This is a genomic window from Cryptosporangium sp. NPDC048952 (assembly GCF_043197895.1).
Lineage (GTDB): Bacteria > Actinomycetota > Actinomycetes > Mycobacteriales > Cryptosporangiaceae > Cryptosporangium.
In genome coordinates this window covers 428,280-453,866 of sequence record NZ_JBICTY010000006.1, presented here as the reverse complement: position 1 = coordinate 453,866, position 25,587 = coordinate 428,280, and the positions used below count along the sequence as shown (strand labels likewise).

Sequence of the window (25,587 nt, the reverse complement as noted above, 5' to 3'; positions counted from 1 at the left end):
GAAACCTCAAGGGCCTTCCCGCTGGTGATTGTTCCGACGTAGCGTTTCTCTTGTCAGACACCACGCGAACCGACGCCGACCCCCCGGGCGCCGGACGCAGCCGAAGCGCGGTGGGACAGAGCAGGCTCAAGCCCTCTGCCCCACCGCGTAAGGCTTTTCAGGGAGTCGGCCAGGCGTTCATGATCAGCGCGGCCACTGCTTCCAGGTCGGAGCGGGTGGCGCCGTCGCGGGACTGCTGGCTCATGCCTTGAACGGCGACGCCGGTCAGGCGGGCGAGTGCGGCGGCGTTCGTATCGGCGGGCAGCGTTCCGGCGTCGACGTCGGACTGAATCCGTTGCTCGATCGCGGCGACATTCGCATTCCGCCGGCTGCGCGGTAGTTCTTCGATATCGGCTGAATCCGGACCGCAGTTCGTCGCCGCGCTGATTGTCAGACAGCCGTTCGGGTGATTCGTCGCCGTGTATTCCGCGGCAGCTTCGCGCAACATCCGTTCGACGCCTGCACGTGCAGACGACTCTGCGGCGAGGCTCGCTCAGTGAATGCACCGTGTGTCCGCGCGTACACGTCGACCACTTCCCGGAACAATGATTTCTTGTCTCCGAAGGCCGCGTAAAGCGATGGAATCCCGATCCCGATCCGCTTCGCCAGCACGGATACCGACGTCGACTCTCACCCGTGCACGGCCACTCAGGAACGACGCTGACAGAAGGGTCACGGCCCTCCCTGCGACGGCCGTCAGCGTCGCCCCTGAGCGGCTCCAGGTCACTACGAAGGCGTCACACCCCGATCGGGTGCCAGACGGTCTTCGTCTCGGTGAAGGTGGTCAGGCGGGAGAGGGCCGGGTCGGCCTCCCAGTCCTCCGCCGGGTCGGGTCGGCGCACCCGCGTGAGGTTGGCGGCGGCCAGCGCCTCCCACTCGGCGGCCTGCTCGAGGGACGCCCCGGTCAGGTCCAGCCCGCGGACCTCCTCGTGCGACGCCAGCCACGAGCCGAGCTCCGCCGCCTGACCGGTCAACACGTTGACGACACCACCGGGTAGGTCGGACGTCGCCAGCACCTCGGCCAGCGTGATCGCCGCCACGGCGTCGGACGCCACGACCACGCACGTGTTCCCGGTCGTGATCACCGGGGCGATCACGCTCACCAGCCCGAGCAGCGACCCGGCCGGCGCGAGCACCCCCACCACGCCGGTCGGCTCCGGCGTCGACAGGTTCAGGTACGGCCCCGACACCGGGTTCGTCGCTCCGACGACCTGCGCGTACTTGTCCGCCCACCCGGCGTGGAAGACCCACCGGTCGATCGCCGCGTCCACGTCGGCGCCGAACTCCGACCGGCGTGCCTCGAGCATCTCCGCGACCCGGTAGAGGATCTGGCCCCGGTTGTACCCCGTCCGACCCGCCCAACCGGCCGACGCTTTCGAAGCCGCGACGACCGCGTCCCGCAGATCCTTCCGGGAAGCGTGCGCCACGTTCGCCACGAAGGCCCCTTCCGGGTCGGTCACGGGGTACGTGCGCCCGGACTCACTGCGGGGGAACGCGCCCCCGATGTACAGCTTGTACGTCTTGCGAACGGACAACCGGCTCATCGGACGTAAGCCTCCAGGCCGTGGCGACCGCCCTCGCGGCCGTAACCGGACTCCTTGTACCCACCGAACGGCGACGCCGGGTCGAACTGGTTGAACGTGTTGGCCCACACCACACCGGCGCGCAGCTTGTCGGCCATCCACAGGATCCGGGAGCCCTTGTCGGTCCAGATACCAGCGGACAGCCCGTACGGCGTGTTGTTGGCCTTCTCGACGGCTTCCGCGGGCGTCCGGAACGTCAGCACGGACAGCACCGGCCCGAAGATCTCCTCGCGGGCGATGCGGTGGGCCTGCGAAACACCGGTGAACAGTGTCGGTATGAACCAGTAGCCCCGGTCGGGCAGCGAGCACGCCGGCGACCACCGCTCGGCACCCTCGGCCTCGCCCGCCGCCGACAGTTCCTGGATCTTCGCGAGCTGCTCCGCCGAGTTGATCGCCCCGACGTCGGTGTTCTTGTCCAGCGGGTCGCCCACCCGAAGCGTCGACATCCGGCGGCGCAGCGCGGCCAGCACCTCGTCGGCGACCGACTCCTGCACCAGCAGCCGGGACCCGGCGCAGCACACGTGGCCCTGGTTGAAGAAGATTCCGTCGACGATGCCCTCGACCGCCTGGTCGACCGGCGCGTCGTCGAACACGATGTTCGCGGCCTTGCCGCCCAGTTCCAGGGTGAGCCGCTTCGGCGACCCGGCCACCGCCTGGGCGATCTGCCTGCCCACCTCGGTGGACCCGGTGAACGCCACCTTGTCGATCCCCGGGTGCGAGACCAGCGTCCGCCCGGTCTCTCCCGCGCCCGTCACGATGTTGACGACACCCGGCGGCAACTCGGCCTGTTGGCACACCTCGGCGAACAGCAGCGCGGTGAGCGGCGTCGTCTCGGCCGGCTTGAGCACCACGGTGTTGCCGGTGGCCAGCGCCGGTGCGATCTTCCAAGCCAGCATCAGCAGCGGGAAGTTCCACGGAATGACCTGCCCGGCCACTCCCAGGGGGCGAGTTCCGACCCCCGCGTACTGCAGCTTGTCGGCCCAGCCCGCGTAGTAGAAGAAGTGAGCGGCGACCAACGGCAGGTCGATGTCACGCGTCTCGCGGATCGGTTTGCCGTTGTCGAGCGACTCCAGCACCGCGAACTCACGGGCCCGTTCCTGCAGGACGCGGGCGATCCGGAACAGGTACTTGCCCCGTTCGCGGCCAGGCATCGGGCCCCAGACCTCGTCGAAGGCGCGGCGCGCGGCGTTCACGGCCCGGTCGACGTCGGCGGCGTCGGCCGAAGCGACCTCGGCCAGCACCTCCTCGTCGGCCGGATTGACGGTCTTGAAGACGCCGCCGCCGTCGGTGAACTCACCGTCGATGAACAGGCCGTAGGAATCGCGGAGCGCGACGACGCTGCGGGATTCGGGTGCGGGCGCGTACTCGAACATGGGCGTCAGTCCAAGGTCACGTGGTCGGAGCCGGCGTAGTGGCCGGTGGCCATCTTCCGGCGTTGGAGCAGGACGTCGTTGAGCAGGCTGGACGCGCCGAACCGGAACCAGTCCGGCTCGAGCCAGTCGGGGCCGGTGATCTCGTTGACCATCACCAGGTACTTGATCGCGTCCTTGGCGGTGCGGATGCCGCCGGCGGGCTTCATGCCGACCTGCCGGCCGTGGGCGTCGCGGTAGTCGCGGCACGCCTCCAGCATCACCAGCGTCACCGGCAGCGTCGCGGCGGGGGAGACCTTGCCGGTGGACGTCTTGATGAAGTCGGCGCCGGCGAGCATCGCCAGCCAGGACGCCCGGCGCACGTTGTCGTACGTGACCAGTTCGCCGGTCTCCAGGATCACCTTGAGGTGGGCGTCCCCGCACGCTTCCTTGACCGCGACGATCTCCTCGAACACCTGGCCGTACCTCCCGGAGAGGAACGCGCCCCGGTCGATCACCATGTCGATCTCGTCGGCGCCGGCGGCGACGGCAGCCTTCGTGTCGGCCAGCTTGACGTCACGCGGCGCGCGGCCGGAGGGAAACGCGGTGGCGACAGCGGCGATGTGGATGCCCGATCCGGCCAGCGCCTCCGCCGCCGACGGGACCATGTCGCCGTAGACGCAGATCGCCGCGACCGGCGGGGCGTCGTCGCCGGGGTGGCGCCCCTTGGCGCACAGCGCCCTGACCTTGCCCGGAGTGTCGGCGCCCTCGAGCGTGGTGAGGTCGATCATGCGGATCGTCAGGTCGAGCGCGTGCGCCTTGGCCGTCGTCTTGATCGAGCGGGTGCCGAGGCGGGCGGCGCGTGCCTTCGCGCCGACCTCGTCGACGCCCGGCAGGCCGTGCAGGAACCGGCGGAGCGACCCTTCGGATCGGCCAACGTCCAGCGCGAAAGGAACTGACATGAACTCCATCCTACGCAGCGCGTTACCGCCCCGGTCACGGCAACTTCTGCCGTTAGCCGCCCGCGAGCCCTAGGTTCGGGCGCCATGACGGGCCTCCGCATCGCGCACTTCTCGGACACGTTCCTACCCCGGCGGGACGGCGTCATCACGTCGATCCGCACGCTGGCGGGGGCGTTGGCCGAGCGGGGACACGAGAGCGTGCTGTTCGCTCCCGGATATCCGTCGCAGACCCCCGTGGGTTTTCCGGTGATCGGGCTGCCTTCGGTGCCGTGCGGGGTCGCTGACCTGCGGTTGGCCACGTGGCCGCGGTCGCGGCAGGTGGCGCGGGTGGCGGAGGCGGCTCCCGACGTGATCCACGTGCACACGCCCGGCCCGGCCGGTCTGCTCGGCGTGCTCGCCGCAGCCAGGCTCGGGTTGCCGCTGGTGCAGACCTACCACACGGACCTGCACGCGTACCTCGAGGCGTACAAGATCCCCACCACCGCCCTGCGCCTGCTCCGCGCTGCCTACGCCCGCCGCCTCGCCGGTCCCGCGGGCGGATCGACGGCGGTGTTCGCCGGCGGTTCGATGGCAGGGTCGGGTAGTGGGTCGCCGGCGCGGCGGCGGGCTGCCCTTCGGGTGGTGCGGGGCGCGGCCGGGGCGTGGCGTCCGGAGCGGCGGTCGGCCACCCGATGCGGGTTGCTGGACGCCGCGAACGCCGCGTTCTTCGGCGGCACGGACGTCGTCGTCGTGCCGACCGCGGCCGTGCTGCGGCGCTCCGCCTTGCCGGTCGACCCGTCGCGGGTGGTGCAGGTCCCGACCGGCGTACGGGAACGGCCGGCGTCCGCGGGGGCAGGGGTCGCGTTCCGCGACCGGTACGGCATTCCGGGCGACGCCCCGCTGGTGCTGTTCGTCGGCCGGGTGAACCGGGAGAAGAACGTCGAGGCGCTGCTCGCCGCGACCGCACGGCTGGCGTCGGTGCTTCCGGACGTGCGGGTCGCGCTCGTCGGTGCGGTGTACGAGCGCCGCTGGCTGAGCGGGCTGCTGCGCACGCACGGCGTGGGCGACCGGGTGGTGACCACGGGGCAGCTGCCCGCCGGAGCGGTGGCGGAGGCGTACGCGGCCGCGGACGTGTTCGCGTTCCCGTCGCTCACCGACACGCAGGGGCTGGTGCTGCAGGAAGCGGCGCTGGCCGAGTTGCCGGTCGTGCTCAGCGACACGGTCCTGCACGCCCACGGCCCGCTGGCGGGAGCAGCGGTCTGCGCGTCCGGCGACGAGTTCGCCGACGCGATCGCCGAGCTGCTCACCGACCGCGACCTGGCGGCCCGCACCGCCACCGCCTGCCGCACCGCGGCCCTCCGCCACACCCCCGAGGCCTACGGTGCCGCCATCGAATCCGTCTACCGCCGGGCGACCGCCGCCCGCCTGGCAGCCGAGACCGTCCGCGCGGCCACCCCGACCACCCCCCTGCGCGCCACCGCTTGACGTCCGTCCCCGCCTGACGTCCGCCCGCGCCTGGCGTCCGCCCGCCCGCCCGCGCGCCGCGCTGCGCTGCGCTGTCCGCGCGCTGCGCTGTCCGCGCGCCGCGCCGCGCTGCGCTGTCCGCGCGCCGCGCCGCGCTGCGCTGTCCGCGCGCTGCGCTGCGCTGTCCGCTCCTGCGGCGGGGAACGGGCCCCGCGCGCGGCGGGCGCGCCCCGGCAGGGGGTGGCTGAGCTGGGGCGCGGTACCGTCGCGACGTGCAGACGCTCGTTGTTGATCACCCGCTCGCCAGTGCCCGGCTCACCACCATGCGTGACGCCCGGACCGAGCCGTCCGTGTTCCGCGCGGCGCTCCGCGAGCTGACGCTCATGCTCGTCTACGAGGCCACCCGCGAGATCGAGATCGAGCAGTACCCGATCCACACGCCGGTCGCCCGCACCACCGGCATCCGCCTGGGCAACCCGCCGCTGCTCGTCCCGGTGCTGCGCGCCGGCCTGGGCATGGCCGAGGCCGCGTTCGGCCTGCTCCCCGAGGCGTCGATGGGCTTCGTCGGCCTCGCCCGCGACGAGGAGACGCACCAGCCCCGCGCATACATGGAGTCGCTGCCCGAGAACCTCACCGGCCGCCCGGTGTTCGTGCTCGACCCGATGCTCGCCACCGGCGGCTCGCTCCAGCACTGCGTCGGCCTGCTCACGCAGCGCGGCGCCACCGACGTGACGGTGATCTGCGCACTCGCCGCTCCGGAGGGGCTACGCCGCCTCGAGGAGGCGAACCTCCCGATCCGCGTGATCACGGCCAGCATCGACGAGCGCCTCAACGACTCCGCGTACATCGTCCCCGGCCTGGGCGACGCCGGCGACCGCCAGTTCGGCGCGGTCTGAGCCGCGCCGACGACTTCCCGGCCCTACGACGGCTTCCCGGCCCTACGACGATTTCCCGGCCCTACCGCCCGCCCGGGTAGGCCCGGGAAGTCGTCGTGACCCCGGTTACTGGTCGACTCCGAGAGCGACGGCCACCTCGGCACGGAGCGCGCGTAGCTGCTCGCTCGCCGATTCCCGTGCCGCCGACACACCGGCCGGCACGGGCACCACGACCTCCAGGTACGCCTTGAGCTTCGGCTCGGTACCGGACGGTCGCACCACCACCCGCACTCCCGGCGCGCGCAGGGTCAGCACGTCCGCGTCGGGCAACCGGTCGTGCACCTCGCTCACTGCCCGCCCGAGCAGCGACGACGGCGGCGCCGACCGGATCCGCGCCAGCAGAGAACCGATCTCGCTCAGATCGGACACCCGCACCGACAACTGCGACGTCGCGTGCAACCCGAACTCCACGGCGAGCTCGTCCAGCCGGTCGGTGAGCGTCTTCCCGTCCGCCTTCAGCTCGGCGGCCAGATCGGCGACCGCGAGCGCCGCCCCGACGCCGTCCTTGTCCCGGACGACGCCCGGCGCGACCGCGTACCCCAGCGCCTCCTCGTAACCGAACGCCAGGTCGTCGGCAGCACGCACGATCCACTTGAAACCGGTGAGCGTCTCGGCCGCCCGGGCGCCGCGCGCCGGTGCCAACGTCGAGAGCAGCGACGACGACACGATCGTCGTCGCATACGTGCCTTTGACGCCGTGCCGCAGCAGCGCGTCGGCGAGCAGCGCACCCACCTCGTCGCCGTGCAACAGTCGCCAGCCCGATCCCTGCGGAACCGCCACCGCGCACCGGTCCGCGTCCGGGTCGTTCGCGATCGCGATGTCCGCCCCGACGGACGACGCCAGCGCTACCAGCTCGTCCACGGCGCCCGGCTCCTCCGGGTTCGGGAACGCGACCGTCGGGAACGCCGGGTCCGGATCGGCCTGGGACGCCACGACGTGCAACGGCGCGAACCCCGCCCGCGCGAACGCCTGCTCCACGATCTCGCGCCCCACACCGTGCAACGGTGTGTACGCCACCCGCAGCGCGGCGCGCCGGGCGTCGTCATCGGATCGAACGACGGCCCGGACTGTCGTCGCGAGGTATTCGTCGATCACGTGCTCGTCGACGGACTGCGCTGCCGTGCCGAGCGGCACGGCAGCGAGCTGTTCGACGGCGCGGATGCGTTCCTCGATCTCCCGGTCCGCGGGTGGGACGATCTGCGCGCCGTCGGCGAGGTAGACCTTGTAGCCGTTGTCGGCGGGCGGGTTGTGGCTCGCGGTGACCATCACCCCGGCTGCGGCGTCCAGTCGACGCACCGCGTAGGCCAGCACGGGCGTCGGCAGCGGCCGGGGTAGCAGCAACGCAGCCCGGCCCGCACCGGTGACGACGGCGGCCGTCTCCGCGGCGAAGTCCGCGCTCCCGCGCCGGGCGTCGTAACCGATCACGACGGGACCGGACGCGCCGTTGTCGTCCAGATAGGCGCACAGCCCGGCGGCGGCCGCCCGCACCACCGCGCGGTTCATGCCGTTGGGCCCGGCGCGCACCGGCCCGCGCAGACCCGCGGTGCCGAACGTCAGCGGTCCGGCGAACCGGTCGGCCAGGTCGTCGAGGCTGCCCGGGACCCCGGCGAGCACCGCCTGGAGCTCGGCGCGGGTGACCGGATCGGGATCGTCGGCGATCCACGCTTCGGTGCGATGACGCAGAGCCGCAACCTCGGGGCCGGTCCAGCCGGACGTTTCGGTCATGGGTCCATCGTTGCGTATTGAGACGGCGGGACGCACCCCGGTGTCGCGGGGCCACGAGCAGGCCTTTCGACGTTTACCCTGGCGCGAGGTCGACCACCGTTCAGCGGCCAGAAAGGTCAGGAAGCGGCCAGTGACACCGTCCGACCCGGGCTCGGTTTTCCGCGTCGCCCGAGATCTCCTCTTGGAGACCGCCTCGGATTACCCGGCAGCGATCCGCAGGTTCGAGTGGCCGGATTTCAGCGAGTTCAACTGGGCGCTGGACTGGTTCGACGGCTTCCTCGCCACGCGGCACGCCGCCGACCGTGCGCTGTGGATCGTCGACGCCGAGGGGACCGAGCAGTCCTGGACGTTCGGCGAGCTGTCCCGCCGCTCGGACCAGGTGGCCTGTTGGCTGCGCACCTGCGGGGTCGAGCGCGGCGACCGCGTGCTCGTGCAGCTCGGCAATCAGGTGGAGCTCTGGGAATCGTTGCTCGCGCTGATGAAGCTCGGTGCGGTCGCGGTCCCCACCTCGCCGCTGCTGGCGCCGTCCGAGGTCGCCGGGCGCATCGTCCGGGCCGACGTCAGCCACCTGATCGTGCGCTCCGACCGCACCGCCGACCTGCCCGACGCGCCCACCAGGATCGCGGTCGGGGAGCCGGTCGACGGCTGGCTGCGGTTCGACGACTGTCGCAACGGGATCGGCTCGTTCCGTCCCGACGGACCGACCCGCGCCGACGATCCGCTGCTGATCCTGTTCACCCCTGGGACGACCGGCTGGGCGAAAGCGATCGTCCACACCCACGTCTCGTACCCGGTCGGGCATCTGACGACGATGTACTGGGCGGGCCTGCGCCCGGGTGACGTCCACCTGAGCATCTCGTCGCCCGGCTGGACCAAGCACCTGTGCGGGAACGTGTTCGCGCCGTGGAACGCCGGTGCGTGCGTGCTGGTCTACGCCGCGCCGCAGCCCGCGCCGGAGACGCTGTTCACGCTGCTGGAGCGCTGCGGGGTGACCACGTTGTGCGCGCCACCGAAGGCCTGGCGGGCGCTGGCGAGCGCGGATCTGACCGGTCGGCGCGGCACGCTGCGCGAGCTGGTGACGATCAGTGAGCCGGTGGGGGTCGGTGTCGTCGACCGGGTGCGCCGTGCGTGGGGGCTCACGATCCGCGAGGGGTACGGGCAGTCCGAGGCCACCGCTCTGGTGGCCCACACACCGGGGCAGCCGATGACGCTCGGTGCGATGGGTCGTCCGCTGCCGGGGTGCCCGGTCGTGCTCGTCGACCCGTTGAGCGGTTACCCGGCTGCGCCGGGGGAGGAGGGTGAGATCTGTCTGGATCTCACCCGGCGTCCGTTGAGTCTGATGTCGCACTATTTCGACGCCGTGGAGCCCGCTGTCGCCGGGCGGGCGCCCGTGACGCGGGGACGGTATTACCGCACCGGGGACGTCGCGATCGCTGACGAGCGAGGGTATCTACGGTATCTCGGGCGGGTCGAGGACGTGTTCTCGTGCGATCAGTACCGGATCTCGCCGGTGGAGTTGGAAGGGGTGCTGGCCGAGCACGAAGCGGTCGGTGAGGCCGCGGTGGTGCCCAGCCCCGGACCGGCTGACGCGATGCCGAAGGCGTACATCGACCTCGCGGACGGGTATCCGGCCGGGCCGGAGACCGCGCGGGAGATCCTGCGGTACGCGCGGTCGCACCTTCCGCCGTACCAGCGCGTCCGGCGGGTGGAGTTCGGGCCGCTGCCCCGCACGCTGTCCGGCAAGGTACGCCGCATCGAACTCCGCAAACGCGAACGAGGCAACCACCGCCGCCCCAACGAATACCGCGAAGAAGACTTCCCAGACCTTTAGGGGCTCCAGGTTCAAGCAAAAAGCGCACCCGCCGGCGGGACGCGCGGCCGCTTTTTATGTCCTGGCGATCAGTTCGCCTAGTAGTTGGCCCATGCGGGTGGCCGAGGCGCGGCCGGCTTCGATCACCTCGTCGTGGGAGAGGGGCTTTCCGGCGAGACCGGCGGCCAGGTTCGTCACGAGCGAGAGACCGAACACCTCGGTGCCGGCGGCGCGGGCAGCGATCGCCTCGAGCGCTGTCGACATGCCGACCAGATCGGCACCGATCGTGCCCAGCATCCGGATCTCGGCCGGCGTCTCGTAGTGCGGCCCGGGAAGAGCTGCGTACACGCCCTCCTCGAGCGACGGGTCGATCTCCTTCGCCAGCGCCCGTAGCCGCGGCGAATACAGGTCGGTGAGGTCGACGAACGTGGCCCCGACCAACGGCGACCGACCGGTCATGTTGATGTGGTCACTGATCAGCACCGGCTGCCCGACCGACATGCCCGTCCGCAGCCCCCCGGCGGCGTTCGTGAGGATGACGGTGCGGCAACCCGCGGCAGCCGCCACGCGCACACCGTGCACGACCGGCTCGACACCGCGCCCCTCGTACAGGTGGGTGCGCCCGAGGAAGATCAGCACCTTCTTCTCACCGACGGTGAGCGAACGCACCGAGCCGACGTGGCCGAGCGCGGTCGGCGGGGCGAAGCCGACGAGGCGGTCGAGCGGGATCTCGGCGTCGGGCGCACCGATCTGATCGGCAGCCGGGGCCCACCCCGAACCGAGCCACAGTGCGACGTCGTGCTGGCGCACACCGGTGGCCTCACCGAGCGCGGTCGCCGCGGAGGCCGCGATGAACTCAGGGCTGGAAGGGTCGGTCGTAAGGGTCACGTTCGAGCAGGCTAGTCGACCGCGCTCCGAAATACGGCTCAGGGTCGATCGAACGTGAAGGAGGCCGTGATCTCGTCGTACAGCGGCTTGCGGTCGGAGAAGTCACCGTCGGCGGTGGTCAGGTACAGGTTGTACGCCTTGCCGTCGACGACGGCGACCCGCCAGAGGCGGTGCTTCTGGACGTTGCTCTCGGTGTAGGTGAACTCCCACTCCCAGGTGTCACGCCCACCGAGCTTCTTGGCGCTCGCCCGCTGGTACACGGTCTTGAACGCGGTGATCTGGCCCTTGGAGAGCCGCTGCTTCTGGTAGTTCTCCGCGCTTTTGAGGTGCTGCTCCGGTGAGGAGCCGTTCTCGATCAGCGCGCGGAGTTTGTCGCCCTCGGGGCCGTCGTAGTCGACGTAGGTCTCGGCTTTTTTCTCCGACCAGGTGGCGGGGGCTTTCAGCGTGAACCCGCGGTCGGGGTAGTCGTACGACTTCAGGTCGACGCCGGTGCCGGCGGCGGTGGAGGTCGTCGACTTGCCGGCCGAGGCCTTGTCGTCGCCGGAGAACGCCACGCTGACGAGGTAGCTGATCAGGCCGATCAGGATCACCGCGACGACGACCGCCGCGACGATGAACATCGTGCGGCGACGGCTGTCGGGGGCCTCGTGGCTGCCGGAGCCGTGCTGGTCGAGGTGGCCCGGCGTGGGCGACACCATCGTGTGCCCGCCCATGTACGCGGAGCGCCGCGGGTTCGCCGACGGCGGCGCCGAGGGCAGCGGCGCCGTGGAGTTCTGCGGCGGCTGCTGCTCGTATCCCTGCTGCTGGTGACCCTGCTGCTCGTAGGCCGGTTGGTCGCCGTAACCGCCCGCACCACCGTACGGGGAGCCGTACGTCGACGGACCGTAACCGCTCTGCGGGTGCGAACCAGGCGGTTGCCCGTGCGGCGGCGCCGGCGCCACCCCCGGCACCCGCGCATACCCCGAAATCGGCGGTTGCCCCTGCTGCCCGGCGCCGTGCTGCCCGGCCCCGCCGGGACCCGGCCCGCCACCCGGCTGCCCGGGCACCGACACGCTGCCGCGCACGGTCGCCCGCCCACTCCCGGGCCGGCCCGGCGCGCCACCGTTCGGCACGGGTCCGCGTGACCCCGGCTGATCGGACTGCTGCTTCGCAGCGTCGCCCTGATTGGCGTCGGACTTGGGCGGTGGCAGTGACGGAACCCCATCGGTGCTGAACGGATTCACTGCCATCGCCGCGGTGCCCTCGAGGGCACCGCGCTGTCCGGGTGCGCCGTCGGCAGCGGCCGGCCGCGCACCGGGAGGCGTGGGCGGAGCACCGGGAGGCGCCGGAGGCGCGGGACGCTTCGACGCCGCGGCACCCGAAGGCGGCGGAGGCGGCGTTGCGGTTCCACCCGGGCCGGAGGTCACTCCGGGCGTCCCGGAGCTCGGGCTCGACGTCTCCGGACGCCGACGCGCGGGCTGCGCCCGGTCGGCGGAACCGGCGGGCTGCTGCCGGGGCGCGCGCCCACCGCCGCCGTCCAGCGACGTGATGCGACCGCCGGAGAGCACAGTGCGCAGTGCGTTCCGGGTCTTGATCGAGTCCCAGCGCTGCTCGGGGTCCTTCTCGAGCAGGCCGAGGAGCACCGGCGCCAGCGGCCCGGCGAAGGCCATCTGGTCCGGCGGTTCGACGACGACGGCGGTCATCGTCGGCAGCGGGTCGCCCCGGTCGAACGGCGGTCGGCCCTCGACCGCCGTGTAGAGCGTCGCGCCGAGCGAGAACAGGTCGCTGGGCGGGCCGAACGAGCGGCCGCGGGCACGCTCCGGCGCGATGTACTGCGGAGAACCGAGCAGCAGGCCGGTACTGGTCAGCGGCGACTCGTTCGGCGAACGCGCGACACCGAAGTCGGTGAGCGTCACCCGCCCATCGGTGCCGAGCAGCACGTTGCCGGGCTTCACGTCGCGGTGCAGGACACCGACGCGGTGCGCGGCCTCCAGCGCGCCGAGCACGGCCAGGCCGATCTCGGCGACCCGGTCGTAGGGCAGCGGCCCCTCGTCCCGCAGCGTGTCGGCCAGGCTCGCGGCGTCGAGCAGCTCCATGACGATCCAGGGCCGGTCACCGTCGTTCACGACGTCGTAGACCCGGATCACCGCGGGGTGGTTGAGCGCGGCGGCGGCGCGCGCCTCGCGCAGCGTCCGCTCGCACAGGACCGCGCGCTCCGGGGCCGGAATACCGGCTGGGAGCAGCACTTCCTTGACCGCGACCTCGCGACGCAACAACTCGTCGAAGGCGCGCCAGACCGTACCCATGCCGCCGGACCCCACGGATGATCGCAGGGTGTACCGCCTGCCGACCGTGCGGCCGTCTGGCGCGCCGGCGGCCGAGGTGCCGTCTACCGGGGTGGGTGCGTCCACGCTCACCTTTTCTACTCGCCCGTCCTAGCGCTCGGGTGCAATCGTGCCAGCCCGGCCTCGATCACCGTCCCTGAAGGGTCTCGGACCAGACGGCGTCGAGCAAGTGCGGTGTGGCACAGTCGCGGTCGCTAAGTGACACGAAAGCCCGGTTCGCCCAGTTCAGAATCAGTATCAGTTGGATGATCAAGTCGGAATCGACCGGTCACGCGGTGTATTTGACCGAGAGGTACACTCTGCCGATGCCAAGCGGCCTCATGTCGATTGCAGACGGCCTTCCGCGGTGAACCTGGACGCCTGGGTCGCAGCGCACGAAGACGAGCTCATCCGCTTCCGGCGGTACCTGCACGCGCATCCTGACCTCTCGAACACCGAGCAGCCCACCGCTGCGCGCGTCGCCGATCGGCTCACCGAGGCCGGGTTGCAGCCGGTGATGTTGCCCAGGGGCAACGGCCTGTCCTGCGACATCGGCTCCGGTGACCACATGGTTGCTCTCCGTGCCGATCTCGACGCGCTGCCACTGCCGGACGTGAAGAACGTGCCGTACCGGTCCACGGTCGAGGGTGTGTGCCACGCGTGCGGGCACGACGTGCACACGACGGTCGTCCTCGGGGCGGGGCTCGCGCTGGCGTCGCTGGGGGACGCGCTGCCCGGGCGGGTGCGGCTGCTGTTCCAGCCGGCCGAGGAGGCGCTGCCGTCGGGGTCGCTCGACGTGATCAACGCCGGGCGGATGGCTGGCGTCGAAGAGATCTTCGCCATTCACTGCGACCCGCGGACGCTCACCGGGCAGGTCGGGCTGCGCACCGGCCCGATCACGGCCGCGGCCGACTTCGTGAAAGTCGACTTGTCCGGGCCGGGTGGTCACACTGCGCGTCCACACCTGACCGTCGACCTGGTGAGCGCGCTGGCCCGGGTCGTCACCGACGTGCCGGCGCTGCTGGCCCGCCGGGTCGACGTCCGGTCGGCGCTGTCGTTGGTCTTCGGAGCCGTGCACAGCGGCGTCGCGCCGAACGCGATCCCGCAGACCGGCACGGTGAGCGGCTCGGTGCGCTGTCTGGACCACTCGGCCTGGGAGCTGGCGCCGAAGCTGATCGAGCAGCTCGTGCACCAGGTCGTCGCGCCCACCGGTGCGGTCGCGAACGTCGAGTACAACCGCGGCATGCCCCCGGTGGTCAACCACCCGCACTCAGCCGGCGTGCTGAGCGAGGCGACGGTCGAGACGCTCGGCCCGGACGCGCTCGTCGACACCCAGCAGAGCATGGGCGGCGAGGACTTCTCCTGGTACCTCGAGCACTGCTGGGGCGCGATGGCGCGGCTCGGCGTCGGCCGTCCGGGAGAAGCGCTCGACCTGCACCAGGGGTCGTTCGACGTCGACGAAAAAGCGATCGGTATCGGGGTTCGCCTACTCGCCAACACCGCGCTGATCGCGCTCCGGGAACGCGCCCTCTAGGCGGACGTCGCTCGGCTTCTTGTCCGAGCGGAGGCCGCGCCAGGCCGGATGCCGGAGCAGGCCCTCGCCCGTCCACTCGCCGAACGCGACCTCACCCACCAGGTGCGGCGTCACCCAGCGCGCATCCTTCGCGTGGGGGCGGGGGAGCGGCGTGGCGAACGGGCTGGTCTTGCGTTCGGTGCGGGTCAGGCGCCGGGTCAGGTCGTCGAGCACCGCGTCGGTGAAGCCGGTGCCGACGTGCCCGACGTACTCCAGCCCGTCCGGCCCGGGGATGCCGAGCAACAGCGACCCGATCCGCCCCTCGCGTCGTCCCGCGCCCGGGCGCCAGCCGCCGACCACGACCTCCTGCATGCGGATGTTCTTGACCTTGAGCCAGTCCCGCGTGCGTTTCCCCGCCAGGTATTTCGACGTCAGTCGCTTGGCGACGATGCCCTCGAGGCCCTGGGCCCGGCTGGTGGCCGCGGCGTCGGCGCCCCCGCCGGCGAAGTGCGGTGGCGTCGACCAGTGCGGGCCGCGCAGTTCCAGTTCGGTGAGGCGCGTTCTTCGCTCGGCGTACGGCAGATCGAGCAGCGACTCGCCGTCGAGGTGGAGCAGGTCGAAGGCCAGGAAAGTGACCGGCCAGCCGCTCAGCAGCTTCTTGCTCGGTCGCGACACGTGCATGCGGTTCTGGAGCGCGCCGAAGCTGATCCGCCCGTTGTCGTCCGTGGCGACGACCTCGCCGTCGACGACCATCTGCCGGGTGCCGACCGACGCGGCGAGCTGGTGCAGCTCCGGGTAGTTGCTCGTGACGTCGCGGTTGCTGCGGGTGAGTGCCTTGACCCGACCGCCCGAGATGTACAGCACCAGCCGGACGCCGTCCCACTTCATCTCGTAGGCGAACTCGGCGTCGTCGCCCGGCAGGGTGCCGAGCGTGGCGAGCATCGGTGGCACCAGCTCGGGGAGCGGCTGCCAACCTTCCGGAACCGGATCCATGCGGTGGATCATCCAGTCTTTCCCGGTTTTGAACAGGACATATCGCCCATTCGAGCGTGTCCCGTGGAGAACGACCTTTACTTCGCGCTCGGTCCACTTCTCCAGGTCGTACGTGCCGTGGTCCCACACCGAGACGTTGCCGCCGCCGTACTCGCCGGCCGGGATGGCGCCCTCGAACGCCGCGTAGTCGAGCGGGTGGTCCTCGGTCTGGACCGCGAGGTGGTTCTGCTTCGGGTCGGGCGGGAGGCCCTTGGGGATCGCCCAGGAGACGAGGACGCCGTCGCGTTCGAGGCGGAAGTCCCAGTGCAGGGCGCGCGCGTGGTGTTCCTGGATGACGAAAGAGTTTCCAGCACGGTTTTCCGGAGCGGCGTCCGGTACGGGCTCGGGCGTGCGGTCGGCGGAACGCTTCGCCCGGTAGCGCTCCAGCCGGTCCTTCTCGGCCACTGTTCTTCTTTATCACCGTTAACCTTTGACTCTGTCAAAGAATACGGCGATGATCCGGTGATGACGGTGACGCAGATCGCGAGTGTCCGGCGCTTCAACCGCGCCTGGACCGAGGTGACAGCGCTCCTCGACGACAGCTACCTGCACTCGGGCCTGACCCTCCCCGAGGCCCGGCTGGTGTACGAGGTCACGCAGCGGAGTCCGCAGCCGGTGGTGGAGCTCCGCAGCCGGCTGCAGCTGGATCCCGGCTACACGACCCGCCTGCTGGACCGGCTCGCCGAGCGGGGGTTGCTCACTCGTACGGTTGATCCGGACGATCGTCGTCGGCAGCTGGTGGCAGTTACCGACGCGGGGCTGGCGGTCGCTTCGCAGCTGGCCTCGCGGGCGGACACCCGGGTCGCGGAGTTGCTCGATCCGCTGGGGCCGGGGGAGCGCAGAGCGTTGGTGGGTGCGCTGGACACCGTCGAGGGCCTGCTGTTCGGCGCTTCCGCCGACGTGCTGATCCGGCCGGCGCGGACCGGCGAGCTCGGCTGGGTGCTGACGCGACACGCGCAGCTCTACGAGGAGGAGTACGGCTGGCCGGGATTCGAAGCGGCGGTCGCGGCGATCGTCGCGGACCTCCTCGGACACCCGGACGAGACACGCGTCTGGGTGGCCGAGCGGGCCGGACGCTTGCTGGGTTCGATCGCGTGCGCCTCGGACGATGCGTCCACCGCGCGGCTGCGACTCCTGCTGGTCGAGCCGGCCGCGCGCGGTCACCGGCTGGGCGTCCGCCTGGTGGACGAGTGCGTGGCGTACGCGCGCGCCGAGGGGTACGAGCGCGTGGTGCTGCACACGCAGGACGCGCTCACCGCCGCGAGGGCGATCTACGCCAAGGCGGGGTTCACCCTCGACCACACCAGCTCGGCGGACTCACTGGACCCGAACGGGCTGGCCGAGCACTGGGTGCTCGAGCTGTGAACGTTGTGGTGGCCCGTGAGCCACCACAACGTTCAGGGGTCAGAGCTCGGTGCTCGTGCAGGGGCGGGCGCGGAGCGCGCCGACGTAGTCGTCGGGGGCGCCGGCGGCCTGGGCGGCCTCGGCGATCAGGCCGAGGTACCGCGCGGACGGGAGCCCGCCCTCGAACGAGTCGAGCACGTGCAGCCAGGCCAGCGCCTCACCCTCGAGCGTGTGCACCCGCACCTTGAGCTTGCGGTACAGGCCGCGGTCGGCGCCCTCCCAGGCGTCGAGCGTCGGCTCGTCGAACTCGCTGACGTCGTACAGCGCGACGAACACCCGCTCGTCCGGAGCCTCGACGATCGTGGCGAGCGCCCCGTCCCAGCCGAGCTCCTCACCGCCGAACGTCAACCGCCATCCCTCGAGCCAGCCGATTCCGGCGCTCGGGGAGCGCGGGCAGCGCTCCTGCATCTGACTCGGGTGCATGTTCGTCCCGTAGGCGGCGTAGAGGCCCATGGGTGGGCACTCTAACGTCTGCCGGATACGGGCTAGGGTTTCCCCTGTGTCCTCGCGCATCGTGATCATTGGTGGCGGTCCCGCCGGATATGAGGCAGCGCTCGTCGCTGCCCGGCTGGGTGCCGAGGTGACGCTCGTCGAGCGCGACGGCCTCGGCGGGGCGTGCGTTCTCTACGACTGCGTGCCCAGCAAGACGTTCATCGCGTCGTCGGACGCCGCGAACGCGTTCCGGCACGGCGACTCGGTCGGCGTCATGGCCTGCGAGCCCGAGGACGTGAAGGTCAACGCCGTCGCCGTGCACGGGCGGGTCAAGGGCCTGGCGCTGGCGCAGTCGGCCGACATCCGCAGCACCGTGGCCGCGGCCGGCGTCGAGGTGATCAACGGCAGCGCCCGCCTCGACGGCCGCGTCGAGCTGCGGCACGTCGTGACGATCGAGCCGACCGGCGGAACGCCGTACCAGGTCGAGGCCGACAACGTCCTGCTCGCGACCGGCGCCGCTCCGCGCATCATCCCCGGCGCCGAGCCCGACGGAGAGCGCATCCTCACCTGGCGTGACGTCTACGACCTGCCGGAGCTGCCCACCCACCTGGTGGTCGTCGGCTCGGGCGTCACCGGTGCCGAGTTCGCCAGCGCGTACCTCGCGATGGGCGTCCAGGTAACGCTCGTCTCCAGCCGTGACCGGGTGATGCCGCACGAGGACTCGGACGCGGCCAACCTGATCGAGCAGGTGTTCGCCCGGCGTGGGATGACGATCCTCTATCGGGCTCGCGCCGAACGGGTGGAGAAGACCAGGGACGGGATCGTCGTCCGGCTCACCGACGGTCGCACGGTCGAGGGCAGCCACGCGCTGATGACGATCGGCTCGGTACCCAACACCACCGACCTGGGGCTGAAAGAGAGCGGCGTCGAGACCGGGGGTGGCGGGTTCGTCACCGTCGACCGGGTGTCGCGCACCAACGTTCCCGGCATCTACGCCGCGGGTGACGTCACCGGCGTGTTGATGCTCGCGTCGGTGGCCGCCGCACAGGGCCGGATCGCGATGGCGCACGCGCTCGGCGAAGCGGTGCAGCCGCTGCGCCTGCGCACCGTCGCCGCGAACGTGTTCACGGAGCCGGAGATCTCCACCGTCGGATTCGGCCAGACGACGATGGAAGCGGGGGAGGTGCCGGCGCGCACCGTCACGCTTCCGCTCGGCACGAACCCGCGGGCGAAGATGCAGGGGCTGACCGACGGTTTCGTGAAGCTGTTCTGCCGCCCTGCGTCCGGGTTGGTGATCGGTGGTGTGGTCGTCGCGCCGCGGGCGAGCGAGCTGATCCTGCCGGTCGCGATGGCGGTGCAGAACCACTTGACGGTCGATCAGATTGCTCAGACGATCTCGATCTATCCGTCGCTGTCCGGTTCACTCACCGAAGCCGCGCGACAGCTCATGCAACACGAGTTCGAGTAGGAGCCAGGGATGGACCTGTTGCTGCCCGGAATCTCCACCCGCAGAGTTCCGACCGAGCGGTTGACGGTCAACATCCTCGAAGTGGAGCACCGCACCGACGGTGAGCCGGTCGTGTTCGTCCACGGGAACGTGTCGTCGTCGCTGTTCTGGCAGTACGCGATGCGCGACCTCCCGGCGACGTTCCGTCCGATCGCCGTCGACCTGCGCGGTTTCGGCGACACCGACCACCTGCCGGTCGACGCCACCCGCGGGCTGCGTGACTTCAGCGACGACGTCCTGGGGCTCCTCACAGCGCTCGAGCTGGACCGGGTGCACCTCGTCGGGTGGAGCATGGGCGGCGGTGTGGTGCTGCACCTCCTGCGCGAGCACCCCGAGCTCGTGCGGACGGTGACGCTGGTCAACCCGGTGTCGCCGTACGGGTTCGGTGGCACGAAGGGCGTCGACGGTCAGCACCTGGACCCGCCGGGACTCGGCGCCGGGGCCGGCAGCGCGAACGACGAGTTCGTCCAGCGCCTCGCCACCGGTGACCGCACCGCAGATGCGGCGGTGTCGCCGCGGTCGGTGCTGCTCAGCAGCTACGTGAAGGCCGGCTTCACGCCGGAGCCGGACGACGCCGACCGCTGGGTCAGCTCGATGCTCAGCACCCGCACCGGTGACGACAACTACCCGGGCACCGCGGAGGTCACGCCGGAGTGGCCGGGCGCGCTGCCGGGGACGCGCGGTGTGCTGAACACGATGGCGCCGACGTTCTTCCGGGTCGACGACCTGGACGTGATCGAGCCGAAGCCGCCGATCTACTGGATCCGGGGTGACTCGGACGTGATCGTGTCGGACACGTCGCTGTTCGACCTGGCTTACCTGGGGAAGATCGGCGCGGTGCCGGGGTGGCCCGGGGATGCGGTGGCGCCACCGCAGCCGATGGTGTCGCAGACCCGGCACGTGTTGGATCGGTACGTGTTGGCGGGTGGGCGGTACGAGGAACTCGTCCTCACTGACACCGGGCACGCGCCGCACGTCGAGAAGCCGAAGGAGTTCTTGGCGACGCTCGTCGAATCGATCACCGAGTACACCGACTGACCCAGCCGTCACGCGAAACACCCCGCGCTTCGCGCGGGGTGTTCGCTTCGCGGTAACGCTGCGCCGCAGCGCCGGTGGCGCGGCGCCTACTTGATTTCGCAGACCGCAGCGCCGGAGGCGATGACGTCGCCGACGGCGGCGGAGAGGCCGGTGACGGTGCCGGACTTGTGTGCGGTGAGCGGCTGCTCCATCTTCATGGCCTCGAGCACGACGACCAGGTCACCCTCGGCGACCTCGTCCCCGTCCGCGACCGCGATCTTCACGATCGTGCCCTGCATCGGGGACACCACCGAGTCACCACTCGCGGCAGCGCCGGCCTGGGCGCCCCCGACGCGCTTCTTCGGCTTTTTCGCCGGAGCACTCGCTGAGACCCCGAGCCCAGCCGGTAGCGAAACCTCGAGCCGCTTGCCGCCGACCTCGACGACCACCGTCTCGCGCTCGGCCACCTCCGCGACATCCGGAGCGCTCCCGGAGTACGGCGCGATCTGATTGTCGAACTCGGTCTCGATCCATCGTGTGTGGACGCTGAACGCCTCGTCCGCGTCCGCCGGCGCGAACGCCGGGTCCCGCACGACCACGCGGTGGAACGGCAACACGGTCGCGATGCCGTCGACCTGCATCTCGTCCAGCGCGCGACGGGACCGCTCGAGCGCCTCCTGCCGGGTCGCACCGGAGACGATGAGCTTGGCCAGCAGCGAGTCGAAGTTCCCACCGATCACCGAGCCCGGCTCGACACCCGTGTCGACCCGCACACCCGGCCCGGTGGGCAGGACGAACGAGTTGACCGCGCCGGGAGCGGGCAGGAAGTTGCGACCCGGGTCCTCACCGTTGATGCGGAACTCGAACGAGTGGCCGCGCGGCGTGGGGTCCTCGGTGAACCGCAGCGGCTCACCGTCGGCGATGCGGAACTGCTCCCGGACCAGGTCGACGCCAGCGGTCTCCTCGCTGACCGGGTGCTCCACCTGCAGTCGCGTGTTGACCTCGAGGAAGCTGATCGTGCCGTCGACCCCGACGAGGAACTCCACCGTGCCGGCGCCGTGGTAACCGGCCGCCTTGCAGATGGCCTTGGCGGCGTCGTGGATGTTTTTTCGCTGCGTGTCGTTCAAGAACGGCGCCGGAGCCTCTTCCACCAGCTTCTGGTGGCGCCGCTGCAGCGAGCAGTCACGGGTACCGACGACCACGACGGTGCCGTGCTGATCGGCCAGTACCTGGGCCTCGACGTGTCGCGGGTGGTCCAGGTACCGCTCGACGAAGCACTCGCCGCGACCGAACGCGGCTTCCGCCTCGCGTACGGCGGACGCGAACAGTTCCGGGATCTCCTCCAGCGTGCGGGCGACCTTCAGGCCACGCCCGCCGCCGCCGAACGCGGCCTTGATCGCGACCGGCAGACCGTGTTCCTCCGCGAATGCGACGACCTCGTCCGCGCCGTCGACCGGGTCCTTCGTGCCGGGCACCAGCGGAGCGCCGGCCGCGGTGGCGATGTGCCGGGCCTCCACCTTGTCGCCGAGCGCCCGGATCGCGTCCGGCGTCGGGCCGATCCAGGTGAGGTCGGCGTCGATCACGGCCTGCGCGAAGTCGGCGTTCTCGGAGAGGAAGCCGTAGCCGGGGTGGACCGCGTCCGCACCGGACTGCTTGGCGACGTCGATCAGCTTGTCGATGCGCAGGTACGAGTCGCCGGGGGTGTCACCGCCCAGCGCGTACGCCTCATCGGCCAGTCGCGTGTGCAGCGCGTCCCGGTCGGAGTCGGCGTAGACGGCCACGCTGACCAGCCCCGCATCACGGCAGGCGCGAACCACGCGGACCGCGATCTCACCCCGATTGGCGATGAGAACCTTGTGCACGCTCGTCTCCCTCGTCGTCGCCAGCGGTGGCGGCTGTGTGGTAGCCGAATCAGTTGTACTCGCTGGTAATCATGGCGCACGCCCGGATCCAAATCAGGGTGACGTTCGTCGCGTTTGTCTGACTCGGTTCAGTTAGGCCGTGCGGGCCGCAGCCCACATCTGTTCGAACTGATTCGTCCAGTAAAGGAACCATCTCCGGCTGTCGGACGCCTCTAACTCGAAGTGCATCCGGGATGAAGTCGCCTCGTTGCGGAAGCCGTGGAATTCGACAATGACCCGGCCGTCCTTACCGGTCGGGTCGATGGCCACGAGGCTGAAACCGGGGTTGTAGTCCAGGTACCGGTACTCGAACGTGCCGGCCTTCGGCCAGTTCCGCGCGATCGCCTCGAGCCGCCGCACCACCTGTTGGTGGCACGCCCCGAACTCCTGCAGTGGATACGTGATCGAGTCGTCCAGCTGCCGCACCGCGAGGTTCATCGCGGCCTCGTTCGCCGGGTCGAGCACCACGATGCGGAGGCTGCCGTCGGGGCGGTTGAGCGCTCCTGTGCGCAGCGCCGCGAGATTCTCCTCGGACAGGAAATTGATGCCGGTCGGCGCGAACAGCCAGACCTCGCGGGCCGTGCGGAGCCGCTTGGCGATCGGTGTCGCTTCGAACCCCTGCCGGTCCTGCAACAACTCGTCGATCGTGACGTCCGGCTTGGGAGCAGTGGTGCGGTAGACGAGCACGCCGAGGCCGGCGAGCGCGACCGCCCAGCGCAGGTCGACGGAGATGGCGTCGCTGACGACGGTGACGATCGCGAAGACCAGGGCTAACGCGGAGACGACGTAGGCGTCGAGGTGACGGCGAGCGGTGAGGTCGGCAGTGACCCGTCGAGCAACCCCGCGCATCCGGTTCCTCCCCGTTGGCGTCTACAACCCATTCTCGTGGGGTGGCGCCAGCGCGTCTCGCACATCGTCGCGGTCGGCGACGGTGGGGTCGAGGCGGATCGCGTTGCGGAGGTCGCTTTCGGCGTCGCGGCGGGAGCCGCGGGCGGCGTGCAGCAGGCCGCGCTCGACGAGCGCTTCGACGTGGTCGGGGGCGATGTTGAGCGCGGTGTTCAGCATCGAGAGCGCACCGGGAAATTGAGCGAGATCGCGGAAGACCCGGGCGAGGTCGATCTTGGCCGTGAGGTCACCGGGCAGCAGCCGGACGGCGATGGTCAGCTCGTCCATCGCCTTCAACTCGTCGCCGGTCCGGTAGAAGAGGCGCCCCAGCTCGGCTCGGAGTCGTCCGACCGCCGGCTCGTTCTCCAGTTGCAGGTAGGTCTCGATCGCCTGCCGGTAGTGCGCGATGGCGTCATCGGTGTTGCCTCGCCCGGCCTGGGTGCGGGCGAGGAGTGTGAGAGCTTCACCGCGGACGCCGGCGTCGGACGGGCCGCTGAGCCGAGCCGCTTCGAGAGCGTAGTTCTCGACCAGCGTCTGCCTTCCCTCCGTCAGGGCCGCCTGCGCCTGCCGCAGGAACCCGTACGCGCTGCGGTCGATCTGCTTACCCGACGGGTTCCACCACGGCCGGGCGCCGTCGCGCACCGTGCTGAGCAATCGATCGTGCGGCAGCTCATACCAACGTGAGCCTAGTCGATCTTCGGCCCTGAGTACGCGCCGGGCCTCGAGTGCTTGGGCTACTTCGTTGGGCATCGACCCAATCTGGGCAATTCCCTCGCTTACCGTACTCCGATTACCTCGCTCCGTGAGGAAGGTTCGTGCCAACCACACCCACACGTCTTCGGGTTGACGCCCGAAGTCATGCGCTACGTCTTCGACCGCAGCGGTACAGAACCGGAGCAGCAACTCGTCGACATTCCCGTAGTTCTCGAGATTCGCCGCGGTGATCTCGGTGATGTCCGCCGGCAGCGACTCCCACAACCCGTAACACGCGACCTGCAGGTGAACCGGTTCGACCGAGTCGCGGACCAGCGTCGTCGTCTCGCCGACCGAGCTGGTCACGGTGATCGTGCACAGATTTTCGACGAGGGACTCCGCGACGCCCGGTGCGAACGATCGCGGGGCGTCAGCGAGCGGGCCGGTGACGGCTTGGAACGCCGCGGTCCGGCCGAGCGGGAACACCTCGAAGCGGGCTCGGTGTCGCGACCCGATCCGCGCTTCGTAGCGCAGCAATGGGGCCAGCTGCTCCGCTCGGATGGAGATCAGCAGGCGCAGCTGCTCGATCTCCTCGGTGGCGGTCGCGAGTTGATCGAGGAAGTCGTCCAGGTCCTCGGATCCTTGGGAGTCGCCTCCGAAGGCCTGCTCGAACTGGTCGATCGCGACGAGGAGTGGGAGCACGAACCCGTCTTCGTCGGTTCTCCGGGGCTGTCCCTGCAGGAACGCGGTCACGGATTCGCCGCCCGCGACGCTGTTCGCCTCGGTCCTCCAGGAGGAGAGCAGACGGTATACATACGGGTTCGGCTCGGTGGGGTCGGGGAGGAGTTCGGCGCTCGACTGGGGGATGCGGCCGACGGGAAGGACGTCGGCCCGGTACTTGGCGTCGGGCTCGGTGAACGCGGGAAGTACGCCTGCGTTCAGTAAGGACGTCTTGCCGACTCCGGACGCGCCGTACACCACGACCAACCGATGGCTGAGCCACAGATCTCGAATTTGCTCGATCTCGCTGGCGCGGCCGAAAAATTGGCTTCGTTCGGCTCGCCGATACGGACGGAGTCCGACGTAGGGATTTGCCGGCTCAGGTGGCATGGGGGCCGCCGAGTCGGTCGTTGAGCTCCGCGCAGAACTCGTTGGTCGTGCCCCAGTAGACGGAGATCTTCTGCTGGTCGAAGTAGTCGTCCAAGAATTTCAACGCGCGGTCGCGGGTGCCCGGAAGGCCGTCCTGCAAACCGTCGACGAGCTGGACGCTGATATGGCGTCGCCGCTCTTCGCGAGGGAAAAGCCGGGACAGTCCCTTCCAGAGAACTTGGAACGACCAGTCCTTCAGGCTGTACCCGATGAACAGCAACGGCCTGAGCGTCAGCAGCGGTTCGATCTTCCGCGGAATCAGACGCCGATCGGCAAACCCCTCGTCGACGGCCAGTGCCAGCAGGAAGTTCAAATAGTCTTCCTGCGTCAACACCATCGACGGTGGATCGACCGCGGCTCCGTGTAAGTGGAATACCGTCGGAGCGTCGGAGCGGGGATCGACTTCGTCGTCCTTCGACGTCCGATACCACGGGCACATCGCCGTCTGCGGTGTCCGGCCGCGTTGTGTCAGTGCCTCCGACATGAACGCGTCGTAGTTGGTCGTGAAATACAGAGGGAGGGGCTGAGCTGCGAGGATGCCGTGCGCTGAGTCGGGCGCGCCGAAATGCGGTGGCCGGTAGCGAGACAGGTCCGCCGCGACTTGGCGTTTGAGGTCCACGGCATCACCCACCTCAAAGGCCGCGTACTGCATGACGCGGGCCAGGTCGTCCCGATCGTCGAATGGGTAGTCGTAGCGGTCGGCGTAGTCTCTCGCGAGTTGGCCACCGGTCGGAAGAGCGCCTGCGGACGCACCTGCCCCGATGAACGGTATACATTCGCCGTCCCTGAGTTGCCGCACGAGTCGGTTCCAGTCCTTCTCCTGTACCGGCGGCAACACCTCTCCCTTCGAGTCGGTCAGCACCGAGCAAACTAGTCCCTCCGCCGCGTGACTGGAACTGGCGATGCCCATATGGCTTAATCGGTGCAGAAGGTCGCGCGAGGCCGGATCGGTTGCTGCCCCAACCGTGTCACGGCGTCGCGACGCTGCGCTAGCCTGAATGGGGGGAACTGGAGACT

Annotated in this window: 21 protein-coding genes; 7 read left to right on the top strand and 14 right to left on the bottom strand. The window is 70.3% G+C overall.

Features of this window, described 5'->3' with window-relative positions:
* Positions 1-157: 157 nt before the first annotated feature.
* From ACGFY5_RS32530 to deoC, 5 genes are all read right to left on the bottom strand, one after another.
* Positions 158-487 (bottom strand): hypothetical protein, encoded by a 330-nt coding sequence (locus tag ACGFY5_RS32530; protein WP_392725938.1) that lies wholly within the window; start codon positions 485-487, stop codon positions 158-160.
* Complete coding sequence (locus ACGFY5_RS32525) at positions 430-651, bottom strand: hypothetical protein (RefSeq protein WP_392725936.1); 222 nt, start codon at positions 649-651, stop codon at positions 430-432. The genes ACGFY5_RS32530 and ACGFY5_RS32525 overlap by 58 nt, the downstream gene beginning before the upstream one ends.
* Before the next feature lie 125 nt (positions 652-776).
* Positions 777-1,583: an aldehyde dehydrogenase family protein gene (locus ACGFY5_RS32520; RefSeq protein ID WP_392725933.1), complete on the bottom strand. Its 807-nt coding sequence runs from the start codon at positions 1,581-1,583 to the stop codon at positions 777-779.
* Positions 1,580-2,995 (bottom strand): aldehyde dehydrogenase family protein, encoded by a 1,416-nt coding sequence (locus ACGFY5_RS32515; RefSeq protein WP_392725931.1) that lies wholly within the window; start codon positions 2,993-2,995, stop codon positions 1,580-1,582. The genes ACGFY5_RS32520 and ACGFY5_RS32515 overlap by 4 nt, the downstream gene beginning before the upstream one ends.
* A 5-nt stretch (positions 2,996-3,000) precedes the next feature.
* The gene (gene deoC, locus ACGFY5_RS32510; RefSeq protein ID WP_392725928.1) at positions 3,001-3,933 is read right to left on the bottom strand and encodes a deoxyribose-phosphate aldolase; all 933 of its coding nucleotides are present in this window, start codon (positions 3,931-3,933) and stop codon (positions 3,001-3,003) included.
* A gap of 84 nt (positions 3,934-4,017) precedes the next feature.
* Between deoC and ACGFY5_RS32505 the strand changes: the two genes are divergently transcribed.
* A complete protein-coding gene (locus tag ACGFY5_RS32505; RefSeq protein WP_392725925.1) occupies positions 4,018-5,397 on the top strand; it encodes a glycosyltransferase in 1,380 nt (459 codons plus the stop codon).
* Between the two features lie 302 nt (positions 5,398-5,699).
* Entirely contained in the window at positions 5,700-6,272 is a 573-nt protein-coding gene (upp, locus tag ACGFY5_RS32500; RefSeq protein WP_392726374.1) for a uracil phosphoribosyltransferase, read from the top strand.
* A gap of 105 nt (positions 6,273-6,377) precedes the next feature.
* Here the strand turns inward: upp and ACGFY5_RS32495 are convergent, their stop codons facing one another.
* Complete coding sequence (locus tag ACGFY5_RS32495; RefSeq protein ID WP_392725923.1) at positions 6,378-8,036, bottom strand: phospho-sugar mutase; 1,659 nt, start codon at positions 8,034-8,036, stop codon at positions 6,378-6,380.
* Between the two features lie 130 nt (positions 8,037-8,166).
* Between ACGFY5_RS32495 and ACGFY5_RS32490 the strand changes: the two genes are divergently transcribed.
* Entirely contained in the window at positions 8,167-9,867 is a 1,701-nt protein-coding gene (locus ACGFY5_RS32490) for an AMP-binding protein (protein ID WP_392725922.1), read from the top strand.
* Between the two features lie 54 nt (positions 9,868-9,921).
* Here ACGFY5_RS32490 and ACGFY5_RS32485 read toward each other — a convergent pair whose 3' ends face one another.
* Complete coding sequence (locus tag ACGFY5_RS32485; RefSeq protein ID WP_392725920.1) at positions 9,922-10,734, bottom strand: purine-nucleoside phosphorylase; 813 nt, start codon at positions 10,732-10,734, stop codon at positions 9,922-9,924.
* 38 nt (positions 10,735-10,772) lie between these two features.
* Positions 10,773-13,124 carry a protein kinase gene (locus ACGFY5_RS32480; RefSeq protein WP_392725918.1) on the bottom strand — a complete coding sequence of 784 codons (2,352 nt, stop codon included), beginning with the start codon at positions 13,122-13,124 and terminating at the stop codon, positions 10,773-10,775.
* A 280-nt stretch (positions 13,125-13,404) separates the two neighbouring features.
* Between ACGFY5_RS32480 and ACGFY5_RS32475 the strand changes: the two genes are divergently transcribed.
* Positions 13,405-14,571, top strand: coding sequence for an amidohydrolase (locus ACGFY5_RS32475; RefSeq protein ID WP_392725916.1), 1,167 nt, complete (start codon positions 13,405-13,407; stop codon positions 14,569-14,571).
* Here the strand turns inward: ACGFY5_RS32475 and ligD are convergent.
* Positions 14,524-15,987 (bottom strand): non-homologous end-joining DNA ligase, encoded by a 1,464-nt coding sequence (ligD, locus tag ACGFY5_RS32470; RefSeq protein WP_392725913.1) that lies wholly within the window; start codon positions 15,985-15,987, stop codon positions 14,524-14,526. The two genes, ACGFY5_RS32475 and ligD, sit on opposite strands and share 48 nt — an antisense overlap.
* 60 nt (positions 15,988-16,047) lie before the next feature.
* Between ligD and ACGFY5_RS32465 the strand changes: the two genes are divergently transcribed.
* Positions 16,048-16,947, top strand: a complete 900-nt coding sequence (locus tag ACGFY5_RS32465; RefSeq protein WP_392725910.1) for a GNAT family N-acetyltransferase — start codon at positions 16,048-16,050, stop codon at positions 16,945-16,947.
* Between the two features lie 39 nt (positions 16,948-16,986).
* On the opposite strand, the gene ACGFY5_RS32460 is transcribed toward ACGFY5_RS32465, so the two are convergent.
* Entirely contained in the window at positions 16,987-17,439 is a 453-nt protein-coding gene (locus tag ACGFY5_RS32460; RefSeq protein ID WP_392725908.1) for a gamma-glutamylcyclotransferase family protein, read from the bottom strand.
* 46 nt (positions 17,440-17,485) lie between these two features.
* Here ACGFY5_RS32460 and ACGFY5_RS32455 point away from each other — a divergent pair, with 46 nt between their 5' ends.
* Entirely contained in the window at positions 17,486-18,886 is a 1,401-nt protein-coding gene (locus ACGFY5_RS32455) for an NAD(P)H-quinone dehydrogenase (RefSeq protein WP_392725905.1), read from the top strand.
* A 9-nt stretch (positions 18,887-18,895) separates the two neighbouring features.
* The gene (locus ACGFY5_RS32450) at positions 18,896-19,963 is read left to right on the top strand and encodes an alpha/beta fold hydrolase (RefSeq protein WP_392725902.1); all 1,068 of its coding nucleotides are present in this window, start codon (positions 18,896-18,898) and stop codon (positions 19,961-19,963) included.
* Between the two features lie 86 nt (positions 19,964-20,049).
* Here ACGFY5_RS32450 and ACGFY5_RS32445 read toward each other — a convergent pair whose 3' ends face one another.
* From ACGFY5_RS32445 to ACGFY5_RS32430, 4 genes are all read right to left on the bottom strand, one after another.
* Positions 20,050-21,804, bottom strand: coding sequence for an acetyl/propionyl/methylcrotonyl-CoA carboxylase subunit alpha (locus tag ACGFY5_RS32445; protein ID WP_392725901.1), 1,755 nt, complete (start codon positions 21,802-21,804; stop codon positions 20,050-20,052).
* Between the two features lie 132 nt (positions 21,805-21,936).
* The gene (locus ACGFY5_RS32440) at positions 21,937-22,692 is read right to left on the bottom strand and encodes a hypothetical protein (protein ID WP_392725900.1); all 756 of its coding nucleotides are present in this window, start codon (positions 22,690-22,692) and stop codon (positions 21,937-21,939) included.
* Between the two features lie 21 nt (positions 22,693-22,713).
* Entirely contained in the window at positions 22,714-24,531 is a 1,818-nt protein-coding gene (locus ACGFY5_RS32435) for a tetratricopeptide repeat protein (RefSeq protein ID WP_392725898.1), read from the bottom strand.
* Positions 24,521-25,432, bottom strand: coding sequence for an SIR2 family protein (locus ACGFY5_RS32430; RefSeq protein WP_392725897.1), 912 nt, complete (start codon positions 25,430-25,432; stop codon positions 24,521-24,523). The genes ACGFY5_RS32435 and ACGFY5_RS32430 overlap by 11 nt, the downstream gene beginning before the upstream one ends.
* Between the last annotated feature and the right edge of the window lie 155 nt (positions 25,433-25,587).